This window comes from Aeromonas sp. ASNIH5 (genome assembly GCF_002902865.1).
Classification (GTDB): Bacteria; Pseudomonadota; Gammaproteobacteria; order Enterobacterales; family Aeromonadaceae; genus Aeromonas; species Aeromonas caviae.
On sequence record NZ_CP026122.1, the window covers coordinates 1,602,547 to 1,628,265 of the forward strand.

Here is a 25,719-nt window from a genome sequence, read left to right on the forward strand (position 1 = left end):
GGGCTACTCCTGCAACAGCGAGGTCAGAGAGAGGGTCTTGAGCCGTCCCTGCATCAGGGTCAGATCCTGGTGGGTCGTAAGGACCACCATGCCCCCCCTGTCCGCGTGGGCGAGGAACAACTGCTCCAGCACCCTGACCCCCTGCTTGTCGATGGCGGTGAAGGGCTCGTCCAGGATCCAGAGCGCCGGTCGCTCGCTCAGCCACAGCCTGGCCAGCGCCACCCGTCGCTGCTGCCCGGCGGAGAGCTGCCCCGCGGGATAGTCTTCGAAACCGGCGAGGCCGACCTGGGCCAGCACCCGCCAGAGATCCACGCCCTCCCCGGCAGGGCCATGGAGCTTCTGGTAGAAGGAGAGATTCTCAAGGGGGGTCAGGGTCGCCTTGACGCCGGGCTGATGGCCCAGGTAAAGCAGGCTGGCGTGGTATTCATCCCGGCAATGGCGGATATTCTCCCCATTCCAGCACACCTCGCCAGCAAAGGGCTGGGAGAGGCCGGTGAGCAGGCGCAACAGGCTGGTCTTGCCCACCCCGTTGGGACCCTCAATCTGCATCAAATCCCCGGCACGCACCGCGAAGGAGAGATGTTCAAACAGGGTGCGATCTTCACGCACGCAGCTCAGATTGTTCGCTTGAAGCAGCATGGGGATGTAATCGTTGAAAATGAGGCGGCCTGCATCTTAACACAGGATCCGGAGGCGTCTTTTCAAAGATGCCAATAATCAACAGGATTTGTGGGGAAGATCGCGCCCCCACCAAAGAGATTGATGCCAAAGGATTATCACCGTCCCGGCATCGAAAAAGAGGTGGCCACGGGTCGAACAGAAAGCGGGGAGGCACCGGCCTCCCCGCGACACATCCGTCAGCTGCGTCCCTTTCGCAGGGAAATAAGCAGCTCCGCTTCCGCCTGGGGCAACTCGCACTCGCTCATCACCTCGTCCAGATCGGCACCAAGCTCCACCATCTTGGCAGCGCGGCTGTAGAGGCGGCGCTCCGGATCCTGCAACGTCAGCTCCTGCTGGCTGTCGTGGATCTTCTGCATGGCCCCTTCTGCGGCTTGCAGACGCTGACCCATGCCGATGGCGCCCGTGTGCAACTCCATCATCTGCTTGCGCAGACTCTCGAGCTGCCCCTGCAGCGCTTCCACCCTGGCCTCGGACTCTCGCTGGCGACGACGGTGCCCCAGGATCCCGTAAAGGGCCAGCACCAGTGCGAGCAAGGACAACCCCAAGGCTGCAAATTCAATCATCAAACCATCACCTTACCGTCACAGGGAGGCGGACAGGTGCCATCGCCCCCGTCCGCACGTTCCCGTCCCTGTTACAGGGAACCAATGTCTTCCCACTCTTCGTCGGAGAGCAGCTTGTTGAGATCCACCAGGATCAGCAGTTGGCCGTCACGGTTGCTGACGCCCTGGATGAACTTGGCACTCTCCTCGGTGCCCACCGCCGGGGCGGCATCGATCTCGGAGGAGCGCAGATAGACCACCTCGGCCACGCTGTCCACCATGATGCCGATCACCTGCTTCTCCGCCTCGATGATGACGATGCGGGAGTTCTCGCTCACGTCCCCGGCCGGCAGGCCAAAACGGGAGCGGGTATCGATGACGGTCACCACGTTGCCACGCAGGTTGATGATACCCAACACGTAGTCAGGTGCACCCGGGACTGGAGCGATCTCGGTGTAGCGCAACACTTCCTGAACCTGCATCACGTTGATGCCATAGGTCTCGTTTTCCAACTGGAAGGTCACCCACTGCAGCACTTCGTCTTCGGCCAGATTCTGTGCAATATTGCGCTTCTCTGTCATCTTCTTGATCCTTGTATGAACCCGTCAACGGGTAAAATTAGCAATAAAACCATGGCGATGCCGATGTTGTCAGCGGCCTTCGATGTTCACGCCCCGGCCAAGCAGCAGCAAGAGCTCCCTGACGTGCAGCAGGGCACACATCTTCTCCTTGACCATGCCGGCCAACCAGGGGCGCTTGCCCTCCTGATGGCGCCACTTCACCTGGTCCCGGTGCAGCAGTTCTGTGCCCTTCAACTGGTGACAGGCCAATCCCCAGGGTGATTCTCCCAGCATAATCAGATATTTGTAATCGTCCATCTCCAGATGCTGGCCCGGCATGACCCACTGGGCCGTGTCCACCACGTTCATCTTCTGCTCGCGGGAGGTCATGATCCCCTTGTACCAGCCCGGCTGGCCGAAGAGAGAGGTCACCTCCCCCAGTTGATGGATGCCCCCCAACTCGGTCAGAGGCACCGCAAACGTCACCCCGGCCACGTCGAAGAAGAGCGCCTGAAACTCGTTGCCGGTATCCAGGTTCTCCCAGGTCGACGGTGCGGGCGCCGCCTCGAGGGCGGGCGCGGGTTCTGCCACCGCGAGGGCGACGGGCTCGACTTCCTCCGCCACGGCTTCCACCATCGGCTCTGCCAGGGCGACCAGAGGCTCACTGTCAACCACCTCCGCCTCGAGCTGGAATGGCTCGACATGCACCTCTTCGTGGCTCAGGGCATCCATCTCGAACTGGACCTGTCCCACCTGGGCAAGCAGCTCGCTCAGCTGGGCCAGTCGGGTATCGGCTTCAAGATAGGGGGTGGCAGCCACCTCCGGCACGGCGACGGTCTGACGTTGCAACGCAGGGGCCGGTGCTTCGTCTTCGGGATCTTCCCGCAGCAGGGCATCGTCCAGCAGCAGGGAGTGGAAATAGTCGTCCATGGCCCGAACCTGGGTGGTCTCTCTCACGGCATCACCTCCTGGGTCCGTTGACGCTCCAGCGCGTCGAGATGGTTGAGCAGGGTCTCATAGGCATAGGTGCCCCGGCTGCCCGGTGCATAGATGGAGGGAGGAATGTGCACCAGACTGGCATCCCTGAATTTGGTGTCGATGGGAATGACCGCATTCCACACCGCCTCCCCATACTGCTCCTTGATGGACTGCAATGTCATCAGGGAGGCGCGGGTACGCTTGTCAAACATGGTCGGAATGATGGTGTAGCGGAACTTCTCCCGCTTGGAGCGCTGCATGATCTCGAAGGTCTTCATCATCCGCTCCAGCCCCTTGAGGGCCAGGAATTCGGTCTGTACCGGCACCAGGATGCGATCGCAGGCCGCCAGCGCGTTCACCATCATGACCCCCAGCACCGGCGGACAGTCGATGAGCACGTAGTCGAACTGATCCTGCACCCGCAGCAGAGCGCGCTTGAGCACCAGCCCCATCCCTTCCCGGTTGCCCATCACCCGATCCAGCGTGGCCAGGGTAATCGAGGCGGGCAGCAGGCTGATGTTCTCGAATCGGGTCTTGAGGGTCATCCGGTTGACCAGCTCGGCGCTGGGTTTGGCCGCCTGGAACAACTCGTACAGGGTGCCTTCCAGCCTGTCCGAGTCGAAATCGAGATAGGAGGTCAGGGAGGCGTGGGGGTCGGTGTCGATCAGCAGTACCCGCTGGCCACGCTGGGCCAGAATGCCCGCCAGGGAGACGACCGTGGTGGTTTTACCGACTCCACCTTTCTGATTGGCAACCGTCCAAACAATCACTGTATCAATCCTGCCTTGTTGTTATGCGTATGCCCCCACCGGGCAGCGCGATCACCCTGATCTTTTCACTGTCGACACTCTGCGGTGCGTCCTGCACCGGTGCCACCGTCAGCGGTTTGACGGGGGCTGGTGGCACCCAGGCGAACCTGGATATGGCGACCACCACCTTGCGATTCTGTAATCGTCCCTGCTCGGTGCCATTGTCGACGAAGGGGGAAAACTCTCCGTACGCCTCGTAGGCGAGCCGACCGGGAGCCACCCCCTTGCCCACCAGGGCATTGAGCACTGCCTCGGCGCGGGCCGCTGACAATGTCCAGTTGGAGCGGAAAATTTCGTTGTTTATCGGTTGGTTATCCGTGTAGCCCCGCACCCTGACATAGTTATCGACCGGTTTGAGAATACCTGAAAGCGTATCGAGCACAGGGGCGGCATTGTTACCCAGAAAAGCGCTGCCACTGTTGAACAGGAGACCTGAACTCAGCTCCACCGTCAGCCAGTTGTCATCCTGCGCAAGCTTCACCACCCCCGCATCGACCAGGGCGCCCATGGACTCCTGGATCTGCATGTCGATCTGCGCAAGAGCCGTGCCATCTTGCGAGACGGGCGTACCCGTGATGGGGGCACGCGAGGGGGACGCAGAGGCCTGGCTCTCCAGCAGGCTGGGGGCGGCCGAGACCGAGTTGTCCAGCAAGGAATTACCCCGCCCTTCCAGCAGGCCATCGCTGCGCGGCGCCTGGTTGAAGGCCTGGGTCATGCCCTCGATGACGGCGCGGTACTCCTCCTTGTTGACGATGGCAACGGAGTAGAGCACCACGAAAAGGGCGAAGATGAGCGTCATGTAATCGGCATAGGAGACCAGCCAGCGATCGAGATGCTCTCGCCCTTGCAGGTGCAAACGATAGCGCTTGCGCATGGCTACTCCCCTTTCAGATAAGCCCGTAACCGCCTTTCAACCTGCGGGCCGTTCTCCCCGTGGGCGATGGCCAGAAGCCCCTCCAGGGTCATCTCCTGATAGAGGCCGTAATGGTAGTGGAAGGCGCGCAGCCGATTCGCAATCGGCAGATAGAGCAAGTTGGCAAAGCCCACCCCGTAGATGGTGGCGACGAAGGCCACGGCAATGCCCGCCCCCAGGGTGCCTGGCTCCTCCAGATGAAACATGGCCTGGATGAGGCCAATCACGGCCCCGATGATGCCGATGGTGGGACTGTACCCCCCCATGGACTCGAACACCCTGGCCGAGTGCTCGTTGCGCTCCTGCTCGATGTCGATGTCCGCCTCCAGCAAGCTGCGGATATCCTCGATGGAGACGCCATCCACAATCATGGAAAGCCCCTGGTGGGTGAAGGGATCGGGCTCGGCCTCGGCCTGGTTTTCCAGCGCCAGCAAGCCTTGCTGGCGGGCGAACTGGGCCCACGCCTTCAGGCGCTCGGCCTGCTCCGCAAGATCCAGCTGCGGCGGAAACAGCATCCAGGTTGCCTGCCTCAGGGCACTGAGCAGGTACTTGCGGGGAGTCTGCAAGATCACCGCTCCCCAGGTTCCCCCGACGACGATGACAAAGGCCGGGCCATCCAGCAGGGTCAGCAGGCTCCCGCCATGCCACCACTGGGCGATGGCGACGGCCCCCAGCGCCAGCACCAGGCCGAGCATGCCCATGGTCAGCGACCCAACTCGACCAGAATGCGCTGGGCCACCCGATCCAGCGGCAGGGATTCGCTTGCTATGCCCGCCTTGGCAACGGCCTGGGGCATGCCATAGACCACGCAGGAGGCTTCATCCTGCGCCCAGATGGTCGCCCCCTGCTCCTTGAGCAGACGGGCACCGTCGCGGCCATCCGCACCCATGCCGGTCAGGACGATGGCCAGCACCTTGTCGCCATAGGTCTTGGCAGCGGAGGCGAAGGTAATGTCCACGCAGGGTTTGTAGTTGACCTTGTCATTGCCATCGATGATGCGAAGACGGGCACCGGGCCCGCGCCCTTCCAGCAGCATCTGCTTGCCACCGGGGGCAAGATAGGCCTGACCCGGCTTGAGCACGTCGCCGTCCTGCGCCTCCTTGACCCCTATCTGGCACAGCCCGTTGAGGCGGGCGGCAAAGGCAGCGGTGAAGGTGGCCGGCATGTGCTGGATCAGCAGAATGGGATGAGGGAAATCCCCCGGCAGCTTGGTCAGCACGTTCTGCAGTGCCACCGGCCCGCCGGTGGAGGTACCGATGGCAACCAGCTGGTAACTCTTGCCACTGCGCTTGAACGCGGCGGGAGCCGCCGCTGCCCGCACAGGCTCGGGCTGGCGTTCGGCCAAGGGGCGATTCAGGGTCCCCGTGACGGCGGGCCGGGCGGCAGGCTCGGGGGCACGGGGCCGGGTCGCCATCAGGAAGCGTTTGCGAGCGATCTCCTTGACCCGCTGCTGCAGCAGGTTGACGGCTTCGTCCTTGTCCCGGGCGATGTCTTCAAACTTCTTGGGCAGAAAATCGAGGGCGCCCGCATCCAGCGCATCCAGGGTTGCCTTGGCTCCCTCGTGGGTCAGGGAAGAGAACATCAGGATGGGGGTCGGACACTTGGCCATGATCTCGCGCACGGCGCTGATGCCGTCGAGCACCGGCATTTCAATGTCCATGGTAATGACGTCGGGCCGCAACTGCTGCGCCTTGTCTACCGCCTCCCGCCCGTTCTGGGCCGTGTCGATCACCGTCATCAGGGGATCCTGATTGATGATTTCGCTGACCCGACGGCGGAAGAAACTCGAATCGTCGACCACTAATACCTTGACTGCCATTGTTATTCTTTTAACTCCTTGAGCCTGGCGCTCAGTGGCGACGGGCATAGGCCTTGAGCAGGCTGGGCACATCCAGAATGAGGGCGATGCCGCCGTCGCTGGTAATGGTGGCGCCGGCCATGCCGGGGGTACCTTGCAGCAGGTTGTCCAGGGGCTTTATCACCACCTCTTCCTGGCCGATGAGGTTGTCTACCACGAAGCCGACCTGCTGGGTGCCGATCTGGACGATGACCACGTGGCCCTGGTCCTGGCGGGCCGTCTTCCCGGCACCGCGTACCAGCCACTTGTGCAGGTAGAACAGCGGAATCGCCTTGTCACGGACGATAATGGTGAGCTGGCCATCCACCACGTTGGCCTTTTTCAGATCCAGGTGGAAAATTTCATTCACGCAACCGAGGGGCAGGGCGAAGGTCTGTTGACCCACCTCCACCATCAGGGTCGGCAGAATGGCCAGGGTCAGGGGAACCTTGATCTCGAGACGGGTGCCCTTGCCCCAGGTGGAATCGATGTGCACCGAGCCATTGAGGCTGACGATGCTGGTCTTCACCACGTCCATGCCCACTCCACGGCCGGAGATGTCGGAGATCTCCGACTTGGTGGAAAAGCCGGGGGCGAAGATCAGGTTGTAGGCATCGTTGTCGCTCATGCGCGCCGCGCTGTCAGCATCGAGCACGCCACGGCTGATGGCGATGGACTTGAGCTTCTCCGGGTCCATCCCTGCGCCGTCATCCTCGATGCAGAGCAGAATGTGGTCCCCTTGCTGGGAGGCGCTCAGGGTGATGGTGCCCTGACGGGGCTTGCCCGCCTTCTCGCGCACGTCCGGCATCTCGACGCCATGGTCGCAGGAGTTGCGCACCAGGTGAACCAGGGGGTCGGCCAGGGCCTCCACCAGGTTCTTGTCCAGATCCGTGTCCTCACCCACCATCACCAGCTCGATCTCCTTCTTGAGGGTACGAGCCAGATCGCGCACCACACGCGGGAAGCGGCCGAATACTTTCTTGATAGGCTGCATGCGGGTCTTCATGACCGCGCCCTGCAGATCGGCGGTCACGACGTCGAGGTTCGCGACAGCCTTGGACATCTCTTCGTCATTGCTGGCGATGCCGAGGCTCACCAGGCGGTTTCTCACCAGCACCAGTTCGCCCACCATGTTCATGATGACGTCCAGGGTCTTGGTATCCACCCGCACCGTGGTATCGCTCTGTACCGCACTGCTCTCGGCGGGAGCGGCCTGCTTGGCAGGGGCGGCCCTGGCTGGCGCTGGGGGCTCTACCGGCGCGGGTTTGGCGGCCACTGGCGCCTTGGGCGGCGTCACCGGGGCAGCGGGTGCCGGGGCCTTGGGTTCGGGAGCGGGCGCAGGAGCAGGAGCAGGTGCCAGACTGTGCTGGGGCGCCTGGCCACGGCCGTGCAGTTCATCCAGCAGGCGCTCGAACTCATCGTCGTCGATGAGCTCGTCCACCTCTTTCTGGACCGACTGCAAAGGTGCCAGATCGGGGGCACCACCGTGCTGGCCCTGACCATGGAGCTGGTCGAGCAGGGCTTCGAATTCGTCGTCTGTGATGTCACCTGACCCGCTCAGCACGGGGGCGGCAGAGACCGTCGGCGCTTTGCCGACACCGTGCAGCTCATCGAGCAGGCGTTCAAATTCGTCGGCGGAGATCTCGTCGATGGAGCCACCGCCATTGACGGCGACAGGCGCCACCTCGGCGATGACCTCGGGTTCTGGTGCGGGTTCGGGCTCAGGCTCAGGCTCGGGTTCTGGCTGGGCCGCCACGACGCTGGCGGTACGCAGCTGCTCCTGCCCTTCCGGCTTGCACAGCTCGTGCAGATCGTGCAGCAGATCGGGAGAAGCGGGGCTTATCTCTTCGCGGTTCTGGACCTGGGCAAACATGACGTTGATGGCATCCAGCGCCTGCAAGATGACATCCATCAGCTCGGCACTGAGGGTCCGCTTGCCGTTGCGCAGCATGTCGAACAGGTTCTCGGCACCGTGACAGACATCCACCAGTTCGGTGAGGGAGAGGAAGCCCGCTCCCCCCTTGACGGTGTGGAAGCCGCGGAAGATGGCGTTCAACAGGTTCTTGTCATCGGGCCGCTTTTCCAAGTCGACCAGTTGTTCAGACAACTGTTCCAATATTTCTGATGCTTCGACCAAAAAGTCTTGCAGTATGTCTTCATCAACTTCGAAGGCCATGCGTCACTCCATTAGAATCCCAGGCTAGACAGCAGATCGTCCACATCATCTTGACCATTGACCACATCTGAGCGGGTCTGCGGGTTCATGATGGGGCCTTCCGCCTCGATGCCGCTCACAGGCAGGCTACGTGCCGAATTGTCGCTAACGCCCTCACCGAACATGGTCAGCATCTCTATCAACTTCGTTTCAACTTCCTGCACCAGTTTGATCACCTTGCGGATCATCTGACCGGTCAGGTCCTGGAAATCCTGAGCCATCAGAATTTCCGTCAGCAGTTGTCGTAGCTTATCGGCATCCGTCTCAGAAGCCTTAATAAAATCATTCAGTTGATGGCACAGCGCCTTGAATTGACCCAGCTCGAGATCCCGGCTCATCAGGGCATTCCAGTTGGGCATGACCAGCTGAATGTTGTCGTTGAGTCGATCGGCGATGGGAAGGCTTGCCTCAACCGCATCCATGGTGCGATTTGCCGCCTTGTCCGTCATGTCGATGACATAGCTCAGACGCTCCCGGGCATCCGGGATCTCATGGGTGGCCAGGTCGGGGATCCTGGGATCCAGGCGAAAATCCTGCAATGAGTTGTGCAATTGGCGGGTCAGCTGCCCCACCTTGTCAAACAGGGCCGCCGCATTGGGGGCGCACACATCGGCGAGGATGGTATCGGCCTGTTCAAACTCTTCCCGCTCCAGGTGGGCAACCAGCATCCTTGCCTGGTCAAGCGAGATCATGGCACTCGTTTTGGCCTTCATCCCTGCCGCTCCTTAGCCGATACGTTCAAAGATTTTGTCGAGCTTCTCTTTGAGGGTGGCAGCGGTGAACGGCTTGACGATATAGCCATTGACCCCGGCCTGGGCGGCTTCGATGATCTGCTCGCGTTTGGCTTCGGCAGTCACCATCAGAACCGGCAGGTGCTTGAGCTTGTCGTCGAGGCGAATCGCCTTGAGCAGGTCGATGCCCTGCATGCCGGGCATGTTCCAGTCGGTGACCACGAACTGGAAGTCGCCATTTTTCAGCATCGGCAACGCCGTGTTGCCATCGTCTGCTTCATGGGTATTGTTGTATCCCAGGTCACGCAGCAAGTTCTTGATAATCCGGCGCATCGTTGAAAAGTCATCGACGATGAGGATTTTCATGTTCTTGTCCAAAGTTCCTCCTAAATAGCCGCCAAGACGGCTCACTTACATGATGCAGATCGCAGGTTTTATGGTGCGGATTATGCCTTAGAGTTGTGCTCCAGTGTAGCCAGTACAACCACTTATAAATTCCAATCTCGCAAACGGGCGCGCAGCCTGTGCATGGCCTGACTATGAATCTGGCTCACCCGAGACTCACTCACACTCAATACTTCACCGATCTCGCGCAGATTCAGCTCTTCATCGTAATAAAGGGAGAGCACCAGCGCCTCCCGCTCCGGCAGGCGGGCGATGTGCTCCGCCAGGGCCCCCTGGAAGCGCTCGGCTGCCAGATCGTCGAATCCTCCCTGACCGTTGCCTTCATCGGGATGACCGATGACATCTTCGCTGACGCCCAGATCCTCGATGCCGATGATCTTGCCGCAGGAGACATCCTGCAGCATGGCATGGTACTCCCCGAGGGACACCCCCATATTGGCGGCCACCTCGGTGTCTCTGGCATCCCGGCCATGGGCCTGCTCCACGTTCTCGATCGCTTCTGCGATGGCACGGCTGTTGCGGTGCACCGAGCGGGGCACCCAGTCCCCACGGCGGATCTCGTCGAGCATGGCACCACGGATGCGGATGCCGGCATAGGTTTCAAAGCTGGCGCCCTTGCTGCCGTCAAAGTTGCGGGAAGCTTCGAGCAGCCCAATCATACCTGCCTGGATCAGGTCATCCAGCAAGACACTGCTTGGCAGGCGAGCCAATAAATGCTGGGCAATCCGCTTGACCAGCGGAGCGTGTCGCTCGACCAGCACGTAGGAATCCTGATGACGCAAGTATGCTTGGGCTTTATTCACGGGAGTCTTCCTGTGTTATGACCGGCTTTTGCAACAAGTTTTCCAGGAAAAATTCGAGGTGGCCGCCCGGCTGATTCGGGATGGGCCAGCTCGCCGCCTTGTTCGCCAGGGCACGAAATGCCAGGGCGGCAGGGGATTTTGGAAACGCTTCAACTATCAGTTTCTGCTTGCGCACCGCGGCCCGCAGGTTGGTGTCGTAAGGCACGCAGGCCACCAGTTCCAGGGAGGTATCCAAGAAGCGGTCGGTAACCCGGGTCAGCTTGGCGAACAGCTCCTGCCCCTCGCGCAGGGAGCGGACCATGTTGGCCACCACCTTGAAGCGGAACACACCGTGATCCTTGGAGAGGATCTTGATGAGCGCGTAGGCATCCGTGATGGAGGTGGGTTCATCGCACACAACCACCATGATGTCCTGGGCGGCACGGGTGAAACTCAGCACCATGTCGGAAATCCCCGCCGCCGTGTCCACCAGCAACACGTCCACCTGGGTCTTCATCTCGCTGAAGGCGCGGATGAGCTCGGCATGTTGTACCGGGGAGAGCTCGACCATGGACTGAGTGCCCGAGGTGGCCGGCACTATCATCATGCCGTAGGGCCCCTCGACGATGATGTCGTCTATGGTGCACTCCCCGGCCAGCACATGGGAGAGGTTGCGATGCACCCTCAGCCCCAGCATGACGTCGACGTTGGCCAGACCAAGGTCGGCGTCCAGCACCAACACCCGCTTGCCCTGGGCGGCCATGGCTCCCGCCACGTTCAGGGTCACGTTGGTCTTGCCGACGCCCCCCTTGCCTCCGGACACGGCGATCACTTTCACTCGATTGTTTTGACGCATTTTGCGCAGACCACTCGCCTGATCCATATACATGTTACTCATAAAACTCCGAATCTTCGGATTCGCCAAAACCCGATCCCCAGAAATAGGGATCTTCTGCTTCCCGTTCCAGCGACCCCATGGCGGCACCGACCAGCAGCGCCGCGTTGGCAACTTGAATATCTTCCGGCACCCGTTGCCCGTCGGTGATGTAACTGATGGGCAGGGCGTTTTGAATGCACACGTTGATCACTTCACCCAGATTCAGGCTCTCGTCGAGCTTGGTCAGAATGCAGCCGGAGAGCGGAATGCGCCGGAAGTGATCCACCGCCTCCTGCATCACCCGTCGCTGGGAGGTGGCCGACATGACCAGATAACTGCGGATGCGCACCTTGGCATTCTTCACCAGGGTGTCGAGCTGTTCGGTCAGGCGGATATCCCGCTGACCCACCCCGGCGGTGTCGATGAGCACCAGCCGGCGATGGCGGAACTGATAGAGGGCACTGGCCAGCTCTTCGGCGTCCCGCACCTGACGCACCGGGCAACCCATGATGCGACCATAGGTCTGCAGCTGTTCGTGGGCCCCGATCCGGTAGTTGTCCGTGGTAATGAGTGCCACCTGCTCGGCGCCATACTTCATGGCAAAGCGGGCCGCCAGCTTGGCGATGGTGGTGGTCTTGCCCACCCCGGTCGGTCCGAGCAGGGCCACCGCCCCTCCCTGACGCAGGATCTCGTCCTCGCTGATCTTGAGCTGGGCCGTCAGCACCTCGGCCAGCTGGGCCATGGCCTGATGGATCGGCATGTCTTCGGGGATGAGGCCCGCCAGCTGATCGGCAAAGGCGTCGTCGAACCCCATCTTCTTGAGTTCCTTGATGAGCAGGGCGCGCATGGGTTCGCGGCGCTCCACCTCCTGCCACATCAGGCCGGAGATCTGGTGCTCCAGCAGCTTGCGGATGCTGGCCATCTCCTTGCGCATCCCCTCCATCTCCTGATCCCGCTGGCCGGACTGGGCCTGGCGCGGGGCGGCGGCAGGACGGGCCTTGGGCTTGGCGGGCTCGGGAGCGGCGCCCCACTGGCCCTGTTCGGCCAGGGTTCTGGGAGCACTGGCCGCGCCCGCCAGTCCGGCGGACTGGGTGCCGGCAGCGCCATTGGCGGGCCAGGAGGCCGAAGCTGGCTGACCGTTACCTCCGTTGCCAGACCATGATCCCGGGGCGCCATTGCCACCCGCCGGGTTGGCCGGATTGAGCTTCTGCTGGCGTGCCAGCAGGGCCGCCAGGGTATCGGCGTAGTATTCGTTCTGTTCCTTGGGTGGCGCCGACCTCGTCATCTGTTTGCCCGCAGACGAGATATTGACGCTCTCTTCATTCAACTGACGGCGAACCGGCGCGTCTTTGGGTCCCGGTACCTGGGATTGATAATCGACGGCCGCGACTATCTCCACCCCACCGGTGACCTTTTTGTTGGACATGATGACGGCATCGGGTCCGAGAGTCTCCTTGACCTCGGCCAGCGCCGTGCGCATGTCTTTGGCAAAAAACCGCTTAATCTTCACCCGTCATCTCCGCTAACTAGCCCTGTCCCACCGCACTGACGATGCGGATCTGCTTGTCGTCAGGCACTTCCTGATAGGACAGCACGCGTAATCCAGGAATGGCATTCTTGACAAATTTCGCCAGGGTATTGCGCAATATCCCCGATGTCAGAAGCACGGCCGGCTGGCCTTCCAGTTCTTGTCGTTGAGTGGCTTCCACCAGGGAGCGTTGCATCCGCTCCGCCAGTCCCGGTTCGATACCGGCGCCATCTCCCCCACCTGCTTGCAGGGATTGATGCAATATACGTTCCAGTTCTGGTGACAAGGTGATCACCGGCAGCTCGGGCTCGGGGCCGGCAATCTCCTGCACAATCAATCTGCGCAGGGCGATCCGGCAGGCTGCGGTCAGCACTTCCGGGTCCGGGCTGCGGGGCGCATATTCCACGAGGGTCTGCAGGATAGTGCGCATATCGCGAATTGGCACGCCTTCATTGAGCAAATTCTGCAATACCTTCACCAGGTTGCCCATGCTGATCACCTCGGGAACCAGTCCTTCCACCAGCTTGCTCTGATGCTTCCCTATCATGTCGAGCAGTTGTTGCACCTCGTCATGACCCAGCAGCAGCGCCGCATGGTTGGAGAGGATCTGGCTCAGGTGGGTAGCCACCACGGTGGCCGCATCGACCACGGTGTAGCCAAGGGTCTGGGCCTGGGAGACCTGCTCCTTGGCGACCCAGACCGCCTCCAGCCCGAACGCCGGGTCCTGGGTGGCGATACCGTGGATCTGGCCGAACACCTGCCCCGGGTTGATGGCCATCTCCTTGTCGTGATAGACGGTGGCTTCCCCCGTGCTCACGCCCATCAGGGTGATGCGGTACTGGTTGGGGGCAAGATCCAGGTTGTCGCGAATGTGGACGGCAGGCACCAGAAAGCCCAGCTCCTGGGAGAGCTTCTTGCGCACCCCCTTGATCCGGTTGAGCAGCTCGCCCCCCTGATTCTTGTCCACCAGAGGTATCAGCTGATAACCCACCTCCAGGCCGATGATGTCCACCGGCATGACGTCGTCCCAGCTGAGATCCTTCTGCTCCACCGGGGCATCCCCCTGGGCCGGCATGAGTTCGCCGCTCGCCGCCTTCGCCTTGTTCTGCTTCTCGCGGCGCAGCAGCCACCAGGCGCCCGCCGCCGCCACCGCCCCCAGGCTCAGGAAAGCCAGGTGCGGCATGCCGGGTACGCTGCCCATCATCAGCAGGATGCCGGCGGAGATCACCAGCGCCTTGGGATTTTCGAACAGTTGGCCGAGTACCGCTGTCCCCATGTCCTGGTCGGTATTCTGACGGGTAACGATGATGGCCGCGGCAATGGAGAGCAGGAGCGAGGGGATCTGGGCGACCAGACCGTCACCGATGGCGAGCAGGGTATAGACCTGGGCCGCTTCGCCGAAGGTGAGCTGGTGCTGCATCATGCCGATGATGAAGCCGCCGATGATGTTGATGAAGAGGATCATGATGCCGGCGATGGCATCCCCCTTCACGAATTTGGAGGCACCGTCCATGGAGCCGTAGAAGTCCGCTTCCTGAGTCACGTCCTGACGGCGCTTCTTGGCCTCTTCCTGGTTGATGAGACCGGCGTTCAGGTCCGCATCGATGGCCATCTGCTTGCCGGGCATGGCGTCAAGGGTGAAGCGGGCGCTCACCTCGGAGATCCGGCCCGCACCCTTGGTGACCACCACGAAGTTGATGATCACCAGGATCATGAAGACGATGATGCCCACGGCATAGTTGCCGCCGATCACCACGTTGCCGAACGCCTCGATCACATGGCCTGCCGCCGCGCTGCCGTTGTGGCCTTCCAGCAACACCACCCGGGTGGAGGCGACGTTGAGGGCGAGCCGCAGCAGAGTGGCGATCAGCAAGACGGTGGGGAAGGCGGCAAATTCCAGGGGGCGGCGGGTATAGACCGCCACCAGCAGCACCACGATGGAGAGGGCGATGTTGAAGGAAAAGAGGATATCCAGCATCAGGGGCGGAATGGGGAGTACCACCATCCCCAGAGAGGCCAATACCAGCAGCGGCGTCCCTACCCCTCTGCTGAGCAGCCACTTGTACTCTTTGAAACGGCCCAGTCCCGCTTTGAATCCCATCGTGCATCTCAATGATAAACTGCCAATAGCGGATTAAAGCAAATATCAAGCCAAGGATTCAATATATTGATTTATATGGTTTTTATTTTAACGCTGTCAGAAGTCCGTCGTTGGCGTCACGGGGAATGGTGACAGGGGGGAAGCTGCCTTCACCAAGCCGGCCAAAGGCCAGCCCAGGCCATGGGGCGAGGCGACGCGCTTCGACAGGGAGATTGCGGCCTTGTTTGCGACACAAGGGAGAGATCGGATGGTGGGGCCATCCCACCGCTTTATTTGCGAAACGCGGGGGGCACAAGGGAGAGCACCCGGGATCAGGCTGCCTCCACTGCGTTATTTGCGAAACTCGGGTGGAATGGGCAGATCCTTGGCGATGGGGGTCGGGCGCCGGCCGCGGCCACGGCGGAACTTCTTGAGCTGATAGACATAGGCCAGCACCTGGGCGACGGCGGCGAAGAGCCCCTCCGGGATCTCCTGGCCAATCTCGGTGGCGTGGTAAAGGGCCCGGGTGAGCGGCGGGGAGGACATGACGGGGATGTCGTATTCGCGCCCGATCTCCCGGATCTTCATCGCCACCTCGTCGACCCCCTTGGCCAGTACCTTGGGCGCCGCCCCCGGCTTGCCCGCATCGTATTTGAGCGCCACCGAGTAGTGGGTCGGGTTGGTGATGATCACATCGGCCTTGGGGACATCCCCCATCATGCGGCGCATGGCCATCTGCATCTGCAACTGGCGTATCCGCCCCTTGACCTCGGGCTTGCCTTCGCTGTCCTTGAACTCGTCCTTGATCTCCTGCTTGGTCATCTTGAGCTGGCGATTGTGGTTCCAGCTCTGGAACGGCACATCGATGGCGACAATGGGGATCAGGGCGCAGCAGAGGATGATCAGCATCCAGAGCAGCAGGTCCAGGGCATCGACGATGCCGCCGGGAAAGCCCTCAAGAGAGAGATTCAGCAGATGGTTGAACTGGCTCGACAGCATCCACCAGGCGAACAGACTAATAAACACCACTTTTGCGATGGATTTGACAAGTTCCACCAGGGATTGCACCCCGAACATCCTTTTGATGCCGCTCAGGGGGCTCAGCTTGCTCCACTTGGGCAACATGGCCTCGGAGGAGAAATTCATCCCGCCGAGCAGGGTGTTGCCGACGAAGGCGGCGATGATCACCAGCATGAACAGCAGCCCCAGAGGCTGGATCAGCTCCCCCAGCAGGGCAGGCACCATGGCCCCCATGGCATTGGGGTCGAACGCCTGATCCCGGTCCAGGGTAAAGCCCATGGTGAGTACCTTGATCATGGCCCCTGCCAGACTCTCCTTGATCATCAGGAGGCCGAACACGGTCGCCAGCAGGACGCTGGCGGTACCCAGCTCCTTGGAACGTGCAATCTGCCCTTTTTCCCGGGCTTGTTGCAGTCGTTTGCCCGTGGGTTGTTCTGTGCGTTCCTGATCAGTATCAGCCATGCTGGCCTCCTGCCGGCATCAGCCGACTGGCGGCCCGCCAGACTGGCAGCAAAAGGGCCGCAACCCGGAGGGCCTCAGTCATGCTGGCCCCCGAAGCACTGGACGTTGATGAGCTCGCAGCTGGTCTCCTGCACCCGCTCCCAGAGCGCGTCGAAGTGCCCCATGAAGCCACCTATGGTGAGCCAGAGGATGAACAGGCCCGACATCATGCTCACCGCAAAGCCGATGCTGAAGATGTTGAGCTGGGGGGCCGCACGGGTCATCACCCCGAACGCGAAGTTGATCAGCAGCAGGGCGATGATGGCCGAAAGCGCCATCACCAGAGAAGCCTGATACATGACCCCGAGAAAGCTCACCAGGCTGCGGATGGCAGGCAGGGTGAGCCCGCTGTCAGATACCGGCAGGGTTTCGAAACTCAGCACCACCATGCGCAGCATCAGCAGGTGGCCGTCCACCGCGAGAAACACCAGGGTCGCCAGCATCAGGTAGAACTGGCCCACCACGGGAGCCGACTGGCCGTTCATGGGATCCACCAGGGTGGCAAAGCCCAGGCTGGTCTGCATGGCGATGACCTGACCCGCCATCACGAAGGTCTCCAGCAGGAACTGGGTCATGAGGCCGAGCGCGATGCCGATGAGCAGTTGCTGCCCCAGCACCAGGAAGCTGCCGAGGGAGAAGAGCTCGATCTTCGGCATCGGGGGCAGCAGGGGGGCGATGATGAGGGTGATCGCCAGCGCCAGGCCGATACGGATATGGGCGGGGGCGAGCCGGCTGCCGAAGACCGCCATCACCATCAGGAGACTGCTCACCCGGGCCAGGGGCCAGAGGATGGAGGAGAGCCACTCCATGATGAGCGCCGTGGTGTAGGTCATGACAGCGGCACTCCCGGCAGGGGCAAGCCAACGGGAGGACGCAGGCCCCGGTCTGCCTCGGCCAGAGCGAAAGGGTGGCCCTTGGCTGGCATCAGCCCACCACCTCGGGGATCTGGCTCACCATCAGCTGGAAGAAGTCCATCAGACTCTGCAATCCCCAGTGAGCACCCGCTCCCAGGGCCAGCAGGGTGACCACCAGACGGGGCAGGAAGCTCAAGGTCTGTTCGTTGATGGAGGTGGCGGCCTGGAAGATGGCGACCACCAACCCCACCATCAGGCTCGGCAGGATCACGGCGCACACCATGATGGTCACCAGCCAAAGCGCCTCGCGAAAGACGTCGACGAAGGTTTCAGGACTCATTGCTCGCTCCTTTTGATGGGTTTGCCCAGGGCCGCATCCTCCTGGCCTCCTCCTTCGAAAGAAAGAGAGGCCTCTTCGCTTCCTCCCCGAGTGAAGGGGAGAGCCGGGGGGAGGGTCTGCCCTCCCCTAACCACCCGAGCCCAGCCCGAAGCTGGTGGCCAGGGAACCCAGAATGAGGTTCCAGCCATCCACCATGACGAACAGCATCAGCTTGAACGGCAGGGAGACCAGCATGGGGGAGAGCATCATCATCCCCATGGCCATCAGGATACTGGCGACCACCAGATCGATGACCAGGAAGGGCAGAAACAGCATGAAGCCTATCTGGAAAGCGGTCTTGAGCTCGCTGGTGACAAAGGCCGGGATCAGCACCCGCAGCGGCACGTCAGCAGGCTCGGCCACCTGCACGTTCGCTATCTCCATGAAAGTATTGAGATCCTTGACCCGGGTCTGGGCCAACATGAACTGGTGAATGGGCAGCTCCGCCTTCTCCAGGGCCTCCTTGGCCCCGATGGTCTCGGCCAGATAGGGCTGCAGCGCCTCGTTGTTGATGCGATCCAGCACCGGCGACATGATGAAAAACGACATGAAGAGGGCGATGCCGATCAGCACCTGGTTGGAGGGGCTCTGCTGCAGACCGATGGCCTGGCGCAGGATGCCGAGCACCACGATGATCCGGGTGAAGGAGGTCATCATGATCACCATGGCCGGCAGGAAGGAGAGCGCGGTCATCAGCGCCAGCACCTGCAGGGTCAGACTGTACTCCTGACTGCCATCCGCCATGGTCTTGACGGTGAGTGCCGACATGCCGTCCTGGGCCATCGCCAGGGGCGAGAGCACCAAGGAGAGCAGTGCCAGCCACCGGGTCCAGTTAACGTTTTTCATGCTTGCCCATCAGTTTGCCCAGTTGCTCGGAGAACGCCTGAGGCTGGCTCTCGTCCAGCGGCTCCTCCAGGCGATAGAGGAAGTTGACCTGCTGCGGCGTCACCCCGACCAGTAGCTGCTGGCCGCCCACCTTGACCACCATCAGCTTCTCCTTGTAGCCAAGGGGCAGGGTGGCGATGACCTTCATCTGGCCCCCTCCCATCACCTGGGAAAGCTTGCTCTTCTTGAGCAGGAAGCCCAGCACCAGAATGAGGCCGATCACCATCAGGCTGGAGAGCAGCCAGGAGGTGAGGCTGGGGGGATTCGCCCCTACCCCCGGGTTGGCCAGGGCTGGCAGGGAAAACAGCCACAACGGGAGCACACGGATCATTTGAGCTTCTTGATCCTTTCAATCTGGCTGATGACGTCGGTAAGGCGGATACCGAACTTGTCGTTCACCACCACCACCTCGCCGTGGGCGATCAGGGTACCGTTGACCAGCACGTCCAGGGGCTCACCCGCCACCCGATCCAGCTCCACCACCGAGCCCTGGTTCAGTTGCAGCAGGTTGCGAATGCTGATCTGGCTGCGGCCCACTTCCATGGCGATGGTCACCGGGATGTCCAAAATGGTGTCCAGCTTGCGCCGCTCTTCGGCGCTGATGGGGGCTTCGTCCTTCAACTCCTCCAGGGGGGCAGGCTTGGCTTCGGCCGTGACCTGCTCCTCCAGTGCGGCCGCCCAGGCGTCAGCCATCAAATCCTGCTCGTCATCGGTTCCGCTCATCTTCAATTCCTCAGTGTTGCAACACCTCCCCTGGGGGAGGATCAATCAGGGTGTTTGTCAGAGATGCTTCGCTCGAGCTCTTCCAGCTCGGCTTCGCCATCAATGCGCACGCCCCCGCGGGTCACCAGATGCATCTCTGTCTTGACCCCGTCAGGGCGCTTGATTTTGTCGGTGATCTTGAGCGCCACGTTCTCCTTGGTGCGCCCCATCTTGGCGTGGAAGGTAGGCAGATCCTCCACAAAGACCAGCAGGTTCTCCGGCATCTCCACCGGGATGATGTCCCCTGGTCTGAGCTCCATCAGCTCACGCAAGGAGAGCTCGGTCTCCAGCAGCTTGGCTTTGAGCTCCACCTTGACGTCCATGATCTCGTCGCGCAGGGCCTTGCTCCAGCGCACGTCGGTATCCCCCTTGTCGCTCTGCACGCCGGCATCCAGCAGTTCGCGGATGGGTTCCAGCATGGAGTAGGGCATGGCCACGTGGAAGTCACCGCCGCCGCCGTCCAGCTCGATGTGGAAGGAGCTCACCACGATCACCTCGGTGGGGCTGACGATGTTCGCCATGGCCGGGTTCACTTCGGAGTCGAGGTATTCAAAGCCCACATCCATCACCGGCGCCCAGGCATCCTTGTAGTCCTCGAACACCAGCTTGAGCAGCATCTGGATGATGCGCCGCTCGGTGGGGGTGAACTCCCGCCCCTCGATCTTGGCGTGGTAGCGGCCATCACCGCCAAAGAAGTTCTCCACCAGGATGAAGACGAGCCGCGCCTCCATGGTGATGAGCGCCGTCCCCTTGAGGGGGCGGAAACGCACCATGTTCAGGCTGGTGGGCACGAACAGGGTGTGGACATATTCGCCGAACTTGAGCATCTGCACGCCGTTGATGGAGACCTCGGCGGTGCGCCGCATCATGTTGAACAGGCTGATGCGCATGTGGCGGGCAAACCGTTCGTTCACCAGCTCCAGGGTCGGCATGCGGCCGCGGACGATGCGGTCCTGGGAGGAGAAGTCGAACTGGGCGATACCGGGATCCCCGGCTGCTCCCAGCTCCTCCTCCTCGACATCGTCGACGCCGTGCAGCAGGGCATCAATCTCGTCCTGACTTAACAGATCGCTCACGCTTCACCTTTCATTGCATGACAAAGCCGGTAAACAGCACTTGTTCGATTACGGGAGAAGAGACCAGGTCGTTCAGCACCCGGCGGCACTCTTCCAGCGAATCCTGACGCAGCTTCTCCTTGCCCTCGAAGGTCATCAGCTGTTCAGCGGTCGCCGAGCTGAAGACCCGCAGCAAGGTGCCTTCGATCAGGGGAATGTTCTGTTTGGCCAGGGTTTCGTCGGCGGTGCCGCGCACCATCAGCTGGATCTTGATCTGCACCAGCCGATCCCGCTGGCCTCCCGCCACGTTGAACACGAAGGGACGGGGCATGCCCACATAGAGCGAGGGCTGGGGCGTGTTCGCCTCCGGCTTGGCCTCGCTCTTTTCGGCGGCGGGCTCATCCCCACCGGCGAGCATGAACCAGGCGCCGGCGCCGCCCCCGCCAAGGAGCACGACGGCCAGGGCGACTATCATGATCAGCTTCTTTTTCTTGCCTGCCGCCGGATCCTTCAGCGTCAGTTCGTTATCGTCTGCCATCCCTTGTCCACCCTAGTCTCAAACTTGTTCGGTATCATAAACTTACTTAAGAATGCATCAAGCATAGAAATCGATTCCGGCATCGTTTGCCGATTCCACCAGCAGCGTGAGGTTGCGAGCGCTCCCCTCGGCCTCTCTGCCATCGCTGCCGCCGCCATTTCCCCCCTGTCGCCCCTGGTCACCGAAACCGGACTGACCCTGGGAGGATGACTGCCCCTGCTGCTGGAAGGCTTGCTGCTGCGCCTGTTGTTGCACCACGGTCTGGCCGAGCTGGATCCCCTGCCCTGCCAGCATGTCGCGCAGGCGCGGCATGGCCTGCTCCAGCATCTCACGGGTCTGGCCATGCTGCACCACGAAGTGCACGCTGGCCTGGCTGGAGGCATCCATCTGGATTTGGATCTTCATCTTGCCAAGCCCCAGGGGGTCTAGCTGGATCTCCGCCTGTTGCAGCTTGTCCGCCAGCATCAGGTTCACCTTGTGGTGCAGCTGCTCGGGGGCCTCAGGGGTCGCCAGCTTGAGGTGGGGCAGGCTCTGGGGCTCCCGTCTGACGGTCGCCTCTGCCAGCGGTCTGTTCTCGCCGACCTGGCTCTGTGCCTGATGCAAAGGCTGGCTCCTCTCGGCGGGTTCACTGCCCTTGACCTCCATCCCCGGCTGTTTGCCCAGCTCATCGAGCCGGGATTTGTCCACCGCGGGCTTCACCGACACGGCAGCGCCGGCGGCCACCACGGGGGCGCTCTCCATCTGGTCCAGACCCGCCGAGAGGGCCGTCAGAGGGGCCTGTGCCCCCTGGGATTCATGACGAGCCAGGATCTGCGGCGCCACCTGCACGGGGGCCGTGTCCTCCGTCGTCACGGGCTGGCTGCTCCCTGCATTCACCGCAGGCTCGGCCCCTGCACGGGCTCCCTGCCCGCTCGCGGCCTCAGCCTGTCTGGCCTCACCGGCGACAGGGGCGTCCTTCTCTGCCCCTGCCGCAGTGGCTGGCGGGGCGGACTCCGGTGTGGCCACAGGGGCCGGCCCCTGCGCCACCGTCCGGATCACGCCATCGCCATAGGCGCTGGTGGCACGGGAAGCGGTTGCCCCCTGCCCGGCCGACGCCAGGGGATTGGTCACCCGTGCCTCTTGCGATGAGTCAGCCCGAGTGACAGTGGGAGCCTGGGCGTTTTCTCCTGCCACCACTTTGGCGAGCAGGGCGGCACGCTCCTGACCCGAGATAGGGGGTTCGGTCCCCTTGGCATCCGGCTCCGCTCCCTTGCCTGCCATGGGCTGGCGGGTCGCTCCGCCCTGGTCGGCCACGGCAATGTCATCGGCCAAGGCGGGCTCTTCGGCCCCCAGCGGCAGAGCACCCTGACCGCTTGGCACGGCGCTGGCGCCTTGGGCCGCACCGGGAGCTGCCTTCGTTTTGTTCTCTTCATGCTGACGCTCTGGCGCCATCTGCGGCAGGGAGGCGCTCCCCTCTGCCGCCTCCACGCCCTCTGCCATCCCCACATCCTCTGCCATTCCCACCCCCTCTGCCATCCCAGGCGCAGCGGCGCCAGGCGGCAAGGGGTTGCCGTCCACAGGCACCGCCGCCTCACCGGCCATGGCGGGCGATGTCGGGGGCACCACCAGGCTCACATCCTGGCGCAGGGAGGCTTGCAACTGTTGCAGGAAGTCGTCGGGAGGCAGCTCGCCCTCGTCGTCCGCTCCCTTCAAGGAAGACGCAGACTCGGTGGCGGGCTCGTCAGACGCCAAAGATTTGGCAGCCGGGGCAAGCCCCTCCCGGGCGCCCTCGGCGGGGCCCTGGAGTGGTGGATTGCCCTGACTGGCTGGCGCCTTGCCCATCAGCTGGGCCATGGCCATGGCTTGCGAGAAGGCGGCCTTGCCCTCGCCTGACGGCTGCACGCCCCCTTCGCCCCCGACGGTGGGAGCCAGCAGGGTGGCGCTGCTATCGGCAGAAGGCGCCTGGGGGAGAGTGCTAATCAAGGGGGTCTGTATCATGCTGGGATCCCTGACGACGATTCGGTGACGGCCGCACGTGCGGTCATGGCTTGGCCCATCGGCCTCGCATGACCGGAAGAAAGCAAATTACAGGCCAGATTGGTGATAACGACGCAGGATGGCGTAGTCATCCAGCATCTTCTGCTCCTGGCGCTGGGCCTTCTGGCGCACCTTGTCCGCCTTCTTCTCCAGCAGCAGCTCGACCGCCTTGCGCCGCTGCTGGGCTTCGAGCCACTGGGTGCGGCACTCGGCCAGTGCCTCGCGCACCTGCAACACCCCTTGGTACTGCTGGGTCGCCGCGTTTTCGAGCTTGTTGATGAAGGCGTGATACTGGCTGTTCTGCTGGGGGCTGATCCCCTGCAGACCGCGCTCCGTCCACTGCTGGTGGTAGATCTGGCGGTACTGGTTGAGGGCGTTCTGCTGATCCATGAACAGCTTGAGATCCTGCTGGGCCTTGGCCAGCGCCATGGCGGCCTGCTGTTCAGCCTCCTCCAGCCGACTCGCCAGCAACGTCAATCCTTTACTCATAAGGGCTCTCCACCGGTCAACGCATCAGGGGCATGGCCACCAGTTGCAGGGATTGCAGGCCTTCATCGTAGTGAATGACCTCGCGCATTTTCTGCTGCAAGAACTGATCCAGATAGGGTTTCTGGATGATGGCCCGGTCGATGCGCGGATCCGATCCCTGGCTGTAGGCGCCGATGGTGATGAGATCCCGGTTCTGCTGGTAGAGGGAGTAGAACTGCTTGAAGGTGCGCGCCAGCTCCATGTGCTCCGGTGAGGTCACCATGGGCATGACCCGGCTGATGGATTTTTCGATGTCGATGGCCGGATAGTGGCCTGCATCCGCCAGCTCCCGCGCCAGCACGATATGGCCGTCAAGGATGGCCCGGGCCGCGTCGGCGATGGGATCCTGCAGATCGTCCCCCTCCGTCAGCACGGTGAAAAAGGCGGTGATTGAGCCCTGGCCGTCGCTGCCGTTGCCGGCCCGCTCCACCAGCGCCGGCAATTTGGCAAACACCGAGGGGGGATAGCCCTTGGTGGCCGGCGGCTCCCCCACCGCCAGTGCAATTTCCCGCTGTGCCTGGGCGTAGCGGGTGAGGGAGTCCATCAGCAGCAGCACGTTGAGCCCCTGCTCCCGAAAATACTCGGCGATGGCGAGCGCCGTCTCGCACCCCTTGAGGCGCATCAGAGGCGAGGCATCGGCAGGGGCGGCCACCACCACGGCGCGCTCGCGCCCCTCGGCGCCGAGGATCTCCTCGATGAACTCCTTCACCTCCCGGCCCCGCTCGCCGATGAGGCCCACCACGACGACATCCGCCACCGAGCCCCGGGTCATCATGCCAAGCAGCACGGATTTGCCGACACCGGAGCCGGCGAACAACCCCATGCGCTGACCCCGGCCCACGGTGAGCACGGCATTGATGGCCCGTACCCCCACGTCCATGGGTTGATGGATGGGGCGACGGGCCAGGGGATTGATGCGGTGCTGGGCGAACTGCACCGTCTGGGACGAGAGGATGGGGCCGAGCCCGTCAAGGGGCTGGCCGATACCGTCGATGACCCGGCCAAGCAGACTCATGCCCACCGGGATGCCGTGATCTTCGGTGACGGGCACCACCCGGGCGCCGGGAATGACCCCCTTGAGCTGCTCGCTCGGCATCAAGAACAAGCGATCCCCGGCAAACCCCACCACCTCGGCCTCCAGGGCCCCATCCTGTGTATCGATGCGGCACAGGGAGCCGATGGCGGCGCGGCAGCCAATGGCTTCCAGGGTCAACCCCACCACCCGGGTGAGCTTGCCCGCCACCGGCGGTATAGGGGCCTGCTCGCGAACCCGGTAGCCTTTAAGCCGATCAAGAAGGGGTGCCGTCATGTCGCCTCCGACGATGATTGCCTGATGATGCCGTCAGCAGGGCGCTGCACGACGGGTTCGAACCGGGCCATGGCTCAGCTCGCGTTGTCACGCAGGAAATTGCGCAGCAGTTGATCGATGCGCCCGGAGAGGGTGAGATCGATGCTGGAAAGCTCGGTGGCCAGTTGCAGATCGCCGAGGGAGAAGGTGGGCTCGCTTTGCAGCCGCCAGTGGCGCCTGGCGCACTCCTCGGCGCCAAAGGCGGCCTCTACCCGGGTCACATCCTCCGGGTGCAGCATCAGGGTGACCCCCTGCTCGGCGGCAGGGAGCAGGGCCAACCCCTGCTTGAGGGCCTCCAGCAGCAGCGTGGGGGAAGTTTGCGCCTCATGGCGGATGAGGGCGCGGGCGAGCTGTTGCACCAGGGCGATGAGCTGCTGCTCCACCGCCTCGTCCATCTCGCCAAGGGGAGTGGCCAGGCGTGAGACCAGGGCTTGCCAGCGGGCTATCTCCAGCTCCACCTGCTCCCGCCCCATGGCGAGGCCCTCTTCCTTGCCTTGCTCCAGCCCGGCCTGGTGGCCCTGCTGCAAGCCTTCAAGCTTGCCCTCTTCCAGCCCCTTGGCAAAACCGGCCTCGCGCCCATCGCGCATCCCCTCTTCCCAGGCGGCCTGACGAATCGCCTCCACCTCTTCGGCGGTGATGCTGGGGGCGGGTTCTTCGGGTTGTTCTTCCGGCAGGGCCGCATCGGCCTGCTCCTGACGATACCAGTCAGGAGCCAGCCCCAGGGCATTGGTCTCGACCTCGGCTTCGGTCTCCATCTCTGGCCAGCCCCAGGTCTCAATCTGCGCCGTGTCGGACTCGGGCCTCAGATAGCCGCGCAGTTTGCTGTTCTTGTCATTCATGTGCCGAAGAGACTCCTATCGAGGGCCGGGTACAGGGGCCGACATCATCGCACATT

27 protein-coding genes are annotated in these 25,719 nt (G+C 62.6%); all 27 read right to left on the reverse strand.

What is annotated here, in order from left to right; genetic code table 11:
- Positions 1 to 3: 3 nt before the first annotated feature.
- The 27 genes from ccmA to fliH all read right to left on the reverse strand — a co-directional run bounded on the left by ccmA (position 4) and on the right by fliH (position 25,663).
- Positions 4 to 639 (reverse strand): cytochrome c biogenesis heme-transporting ATPase CcmA, encoded by a 636-nt coding sequence (ccmA, locus tag C2U30_RS07175; protein WP_103243524.1) that lies wholly within the window; start codon positions 637 to 639, stop codon positions 4 to 6.
- A 218-nt stretch (positions 640 to 857) separates the two neighbouring features.
- Complete coding sequence (locus C2U30_RS07180; protein WP_010673943.1) at positions 858 to 1,244, reverse strand: DUF2802 domain-containing protein; 387 nt, start codon at positions 1,242 to 1,244, stop codon at positions 858 to 860.
- A 71-nt stretch (positions 1,245 to 1,315) separates the two neighbouring features.
- Positions 1,316 to 1,804 carry a chemotaxis protein CheW gene (locus tag C2U30_RS07185; protein ID WP_010673942.1) on the reverse strand — a complete coding sequence of 163 codons (489 nt, stop codon included), beginning with the start codon at positions 1,802 to 1,804 and terminating at the stop codon, positions 1,316 to 1,318.
- A gap of 69 nt (positions 1,805 to 1,873) precedes the next feature.
- Positions 1,874 to 2,740, reverse strand: coding sequence for a chemotaxis protein CheW (locus C2U30_RS07190; protein WP_041212638.1), 867 nt, complete (start codon positions 2,738 to 2,740; stop codon positions 1,874 to 1,876).
- A complete protein-coding gene (locus C2U30_RS07195; RefSeq protein WP_010673940.1) occupies positions 2,737 to 3,531 on the reverse strand; it encodes a ParA family protein in 795 nt (264 codons plus the stop codon). The genes C2U30_RS07190 and C2U30_RS07195 overlap by 4 nt, the downstream gene beginning before the upstream one ends.
- A gap of 4 nt (positions 3,532 to 3,535) precedes the next feature.
- The gene (locus tag C2U30_RS07200) at positions 3,536 to 4,444 is read right to left on the reverse strand and encodes an OmpA family protein (RefSeq protein WP_045525215.1); all 909 of its coding nucleotides are present in this window, start codon (positions 4,442 to 4,444) and stop codon (positions 3,536 to 3,538) included.
- Between the two features lie 2 nt (positions 4,445 to 4,446).
- Entirely contained in the window at positions 4,447 to 5,184 is a 738-nt protein-coding gene (locus C2U30_RS07205; RefSeq protein WP_199767353.1) for a flagellar motor protein, read from the reverse strand.
- Between the two features lie 2 nt (positions 5,185 to 5,186).
- Positions 5,187 to 6,302, reverse strand: a complete 1,116-nt coding sequence (locus tag C2U30_RS07210) for a protein-glutamate methylesterase/protein-glutamine glutaminase (protein WP_045525213.1) — start codon at positions 6,300 to 6,302, stop codon at positions 5,187 to 5,189.
- Positions 6,303 to 6,333: 31 nt separating this feature from the next.
- Positions 6,334 to 8,496: a chemotaxis protein CheA gene (locus C2U30_RS07215; RefSeq protein ID WP_103243525.1), complete on the reverse strand. Its 2,163-nt coding sequence runs from the start codon at positions 8,494 to 8,496 to the stop codon at positions 6,334 to 6,336.
- Positions 8,497 to 8,507: 11 nt separating this feature from the next.
- On the reverse strand, positions 8,508 to 9,248 hold the full coding sequence (locus C2U30_RS07220; protein ID WP_041212633.1) for a protein phosphatase CheZ: 741 nt from the start codon (positions 9,246 to 9,248) through the stop codon (positions 8,508 to 8,510).
- A 12-nt stretch (positions 9,249 to 9,260) separates the two neighbouring features.
- Positions 9,261 to 9,632 carry a chemotaxis response regulator CheY gene (gene cheY / locus C2U30_RS07225; protein ID WP_425278782.1) on the reverse strand — a complete coding sequence of 124 codons (372 nt, stop codon included), beginning with the start codon at positions 9,630 to 9,632 and terminating at the stop codon, positions 9,261 to 9,263.
- A gap of 122 nt (positions 9,633 to 9,754) precedes the next feature.
- On the reverse strand, positions 9,755 to 10,474 hold the full coding sequence (locus tag C2U30_RS07230) for an RNA polymerase sigma factor FliA (protein ID WP_029314170.1): 720 nt from the start codon (positions 10,472 to 10,474) through the stop codon (positions 9,755 to 9,757).
- Entirely contained in the window at positions 10,467 to 11,342 is an 876-nt protein-coding gene (locus tag C2U30_RS07235) for a MinD/ParA family protein (protein ID WP_041212631.1), read from the reverse strand. The genes C2U30_RS07230 and C2U30_RS07235 overlap by 8 nt, the downstream gene beginning before the upstream one ends.
- A 1-nt stretch (position 11,343) precedes the next feature.
- On the reverse strand, positions 11,344 to 12,840 hold the full coding sequence (flhF, locus tag C2U30_RS07240) for a flagellar biosynthesis protein FlhF (RefSeq protein ID WP_103243526.1): 1,497 nt from the start codon (positions 12,838 to 12,840) through the stop codon (positions 11,344 to 11,346).
- Between the two features lie 16 nt (positions 12,841 to 12,856).
- Positions 12,857 to 14,959: a flagellar biosynthesis protein FlhA gene (flhA, locus tag C2U30_RS07245; protein ID WP_010673930.1), complete on the reverse strand. Its 2,103-nt coding sequence runs from the start codon at positions 14,957 to 14,959 to the stop codon at positions 12,857 to 12,859.
- Positions 14,960 to 15,289: 330 nt separating this feature from the next.
- Entirely contained in the window at positions 15,290 to 16,420 is a 1,131-nt protein-coding gene (flhB, locus tag C2U30_RS07250; protein ID WP_041212629.1) for a flagellar biosynthesis protein FlhB, read from the reverse strand.
- A 74-nt stretch (positions 16,421 to 16,494) separates the two neighbouring features.
- Positions 16,495 to 17,292, reverse strand: a complete 798-nt coding sequence (fliR, locus tag C2U30_RS07255; protein ID WP_010673928.1) for a flagellar biosynthetic protein FliR — start codon at positions 17,290 to 17,292, stop codon at positions 16,495 to 16,497.
- A gap of 91 nt (positions 17,293 to 17,383) precedes the next feature.
- The gene (fliQ, locus tag C2U30_RS07260; protein WP_010673927.1) at positions 17,384 to 17,653 is read right to left on the reverse strand and encodes a flagellar biosynthesis protein FliQ; all 270 of its coding nucleotides are present in this window, start codon (positions 17,651 to 17,653) and stop codon (positions 17,384 to 17,386) included.
- A 126-nt stretch (positions 17,654 to 17,779) separates the two neighbouring features.
- A complete protein-coding gene (gene fliP / locus C2U30_RS07265) occupies positions 17,780 to 18,538 on the reverse strand; it encodes a flagellar type III secretion system pore protein FliP (protein WP_010673926.1) in 759 nt (252 codons plus the stop codon).
- Complete coding sequence (gene fliO / locus C2U30_RS07270; RefSeq protein ID WP_010673925.1) at positions 18,525 to 18,908, reverse strand: flagellar biosynthetic protein FliO; 384 nt, start codon at positions 18,906 to 18,908, stop codon at positions 18,525 to 18,527. Before fliO ends, fliP begins: the two co-directional genes overlap by 14 nt.
- A complete protein-coding gene (fliN, locus tag C2U30_RS07275) occupies positions 18,905 to 19,300 on the reverse strand; it encodes a flagellar motor switch protein FliN (protein WP_010673924.1) in 396 nt (131 codons plus the stop codon). The genes fliO and fliN overlap by 4 nt, the downstream gene beginning before the upstream one ends.
- A gap of 41 nt (positions 19,301 to 19,341) precedes the next feature.
- Positions 19,342 to 20,415 carry a flagellar motor switch protein FliM gene (gene fliM / locus C2U30_RS07280; protein WP_010673923.1) on the reverse strand — a complete coding sequence of 358 codons (1,074 nt, stop codon included), beginning with the start codon at positions 20,413 to 20,415 and terminating at the stop codon, positions 19,342 to 19,344.
- 10 nt (positions 20,416 to 20,425) lie between these two features.
- Entirely contained in the window at positions 20,426 to 20,932 is a 507-nt protein-coding gene (gene fliL / locus C2U30_RS07285; RefSeq protein WP_010673922.1) for a flagellar basal body-associated protein FliL, read from the reverse strand.
- Positions 20,933 to 20,989: 57 nt separating this feature from the next.
- Entirely contained in the window at positions 20,990 to 22,909 is a 1,920-nt protein-coding gene (locus C2U30_RS07290; protein ID WP_103243527.1) for a flagellar hook-length control protein FliK, read from the reverse strand.
- A gap of 87 nt (positions 22,910 to 22,996) precedes the next feature.
- Positions 22,997 to 23,437, reverse strand: a complete 441-nt coding sequence (fliJ, locus tag C2U30_RS07295; RefSeq protein ID WP_039039911.1) for a flagellar export protein FliJ — start codon at positions 23,435 to 23,437, stop codon at positions 22,997 to 22,999.
- Positions 23,438 to 23,453: 16 nt separating this feature from the next.
- Positions 23,454 to 24,785, reverse strand: coding sequence for a flagellar protein export ATPase FliI (fliI, locus tag C2U30_RS07300; RefSeq protein ID WP_029314163.1), 1,332 nt, complete (start codon positions 24,783 to 24,785; stop codon positions 23,454 to 23,456).
- Between the two features lie 74 nt (positions 24,786 to 24,859).
- A complete protein-coding gene (gene fliH / locus C2U30_RS07305) occupies positions 24,860 to 25,663 on the reverse strand; it encodes a flagellar assembly protein FliH (RefSeq protein WP_103243528.1) in 804 nt (267 codons plus the stop codon).
- Positions 25,664 to 25,719 lie beyond the last annotated feature (56 nt).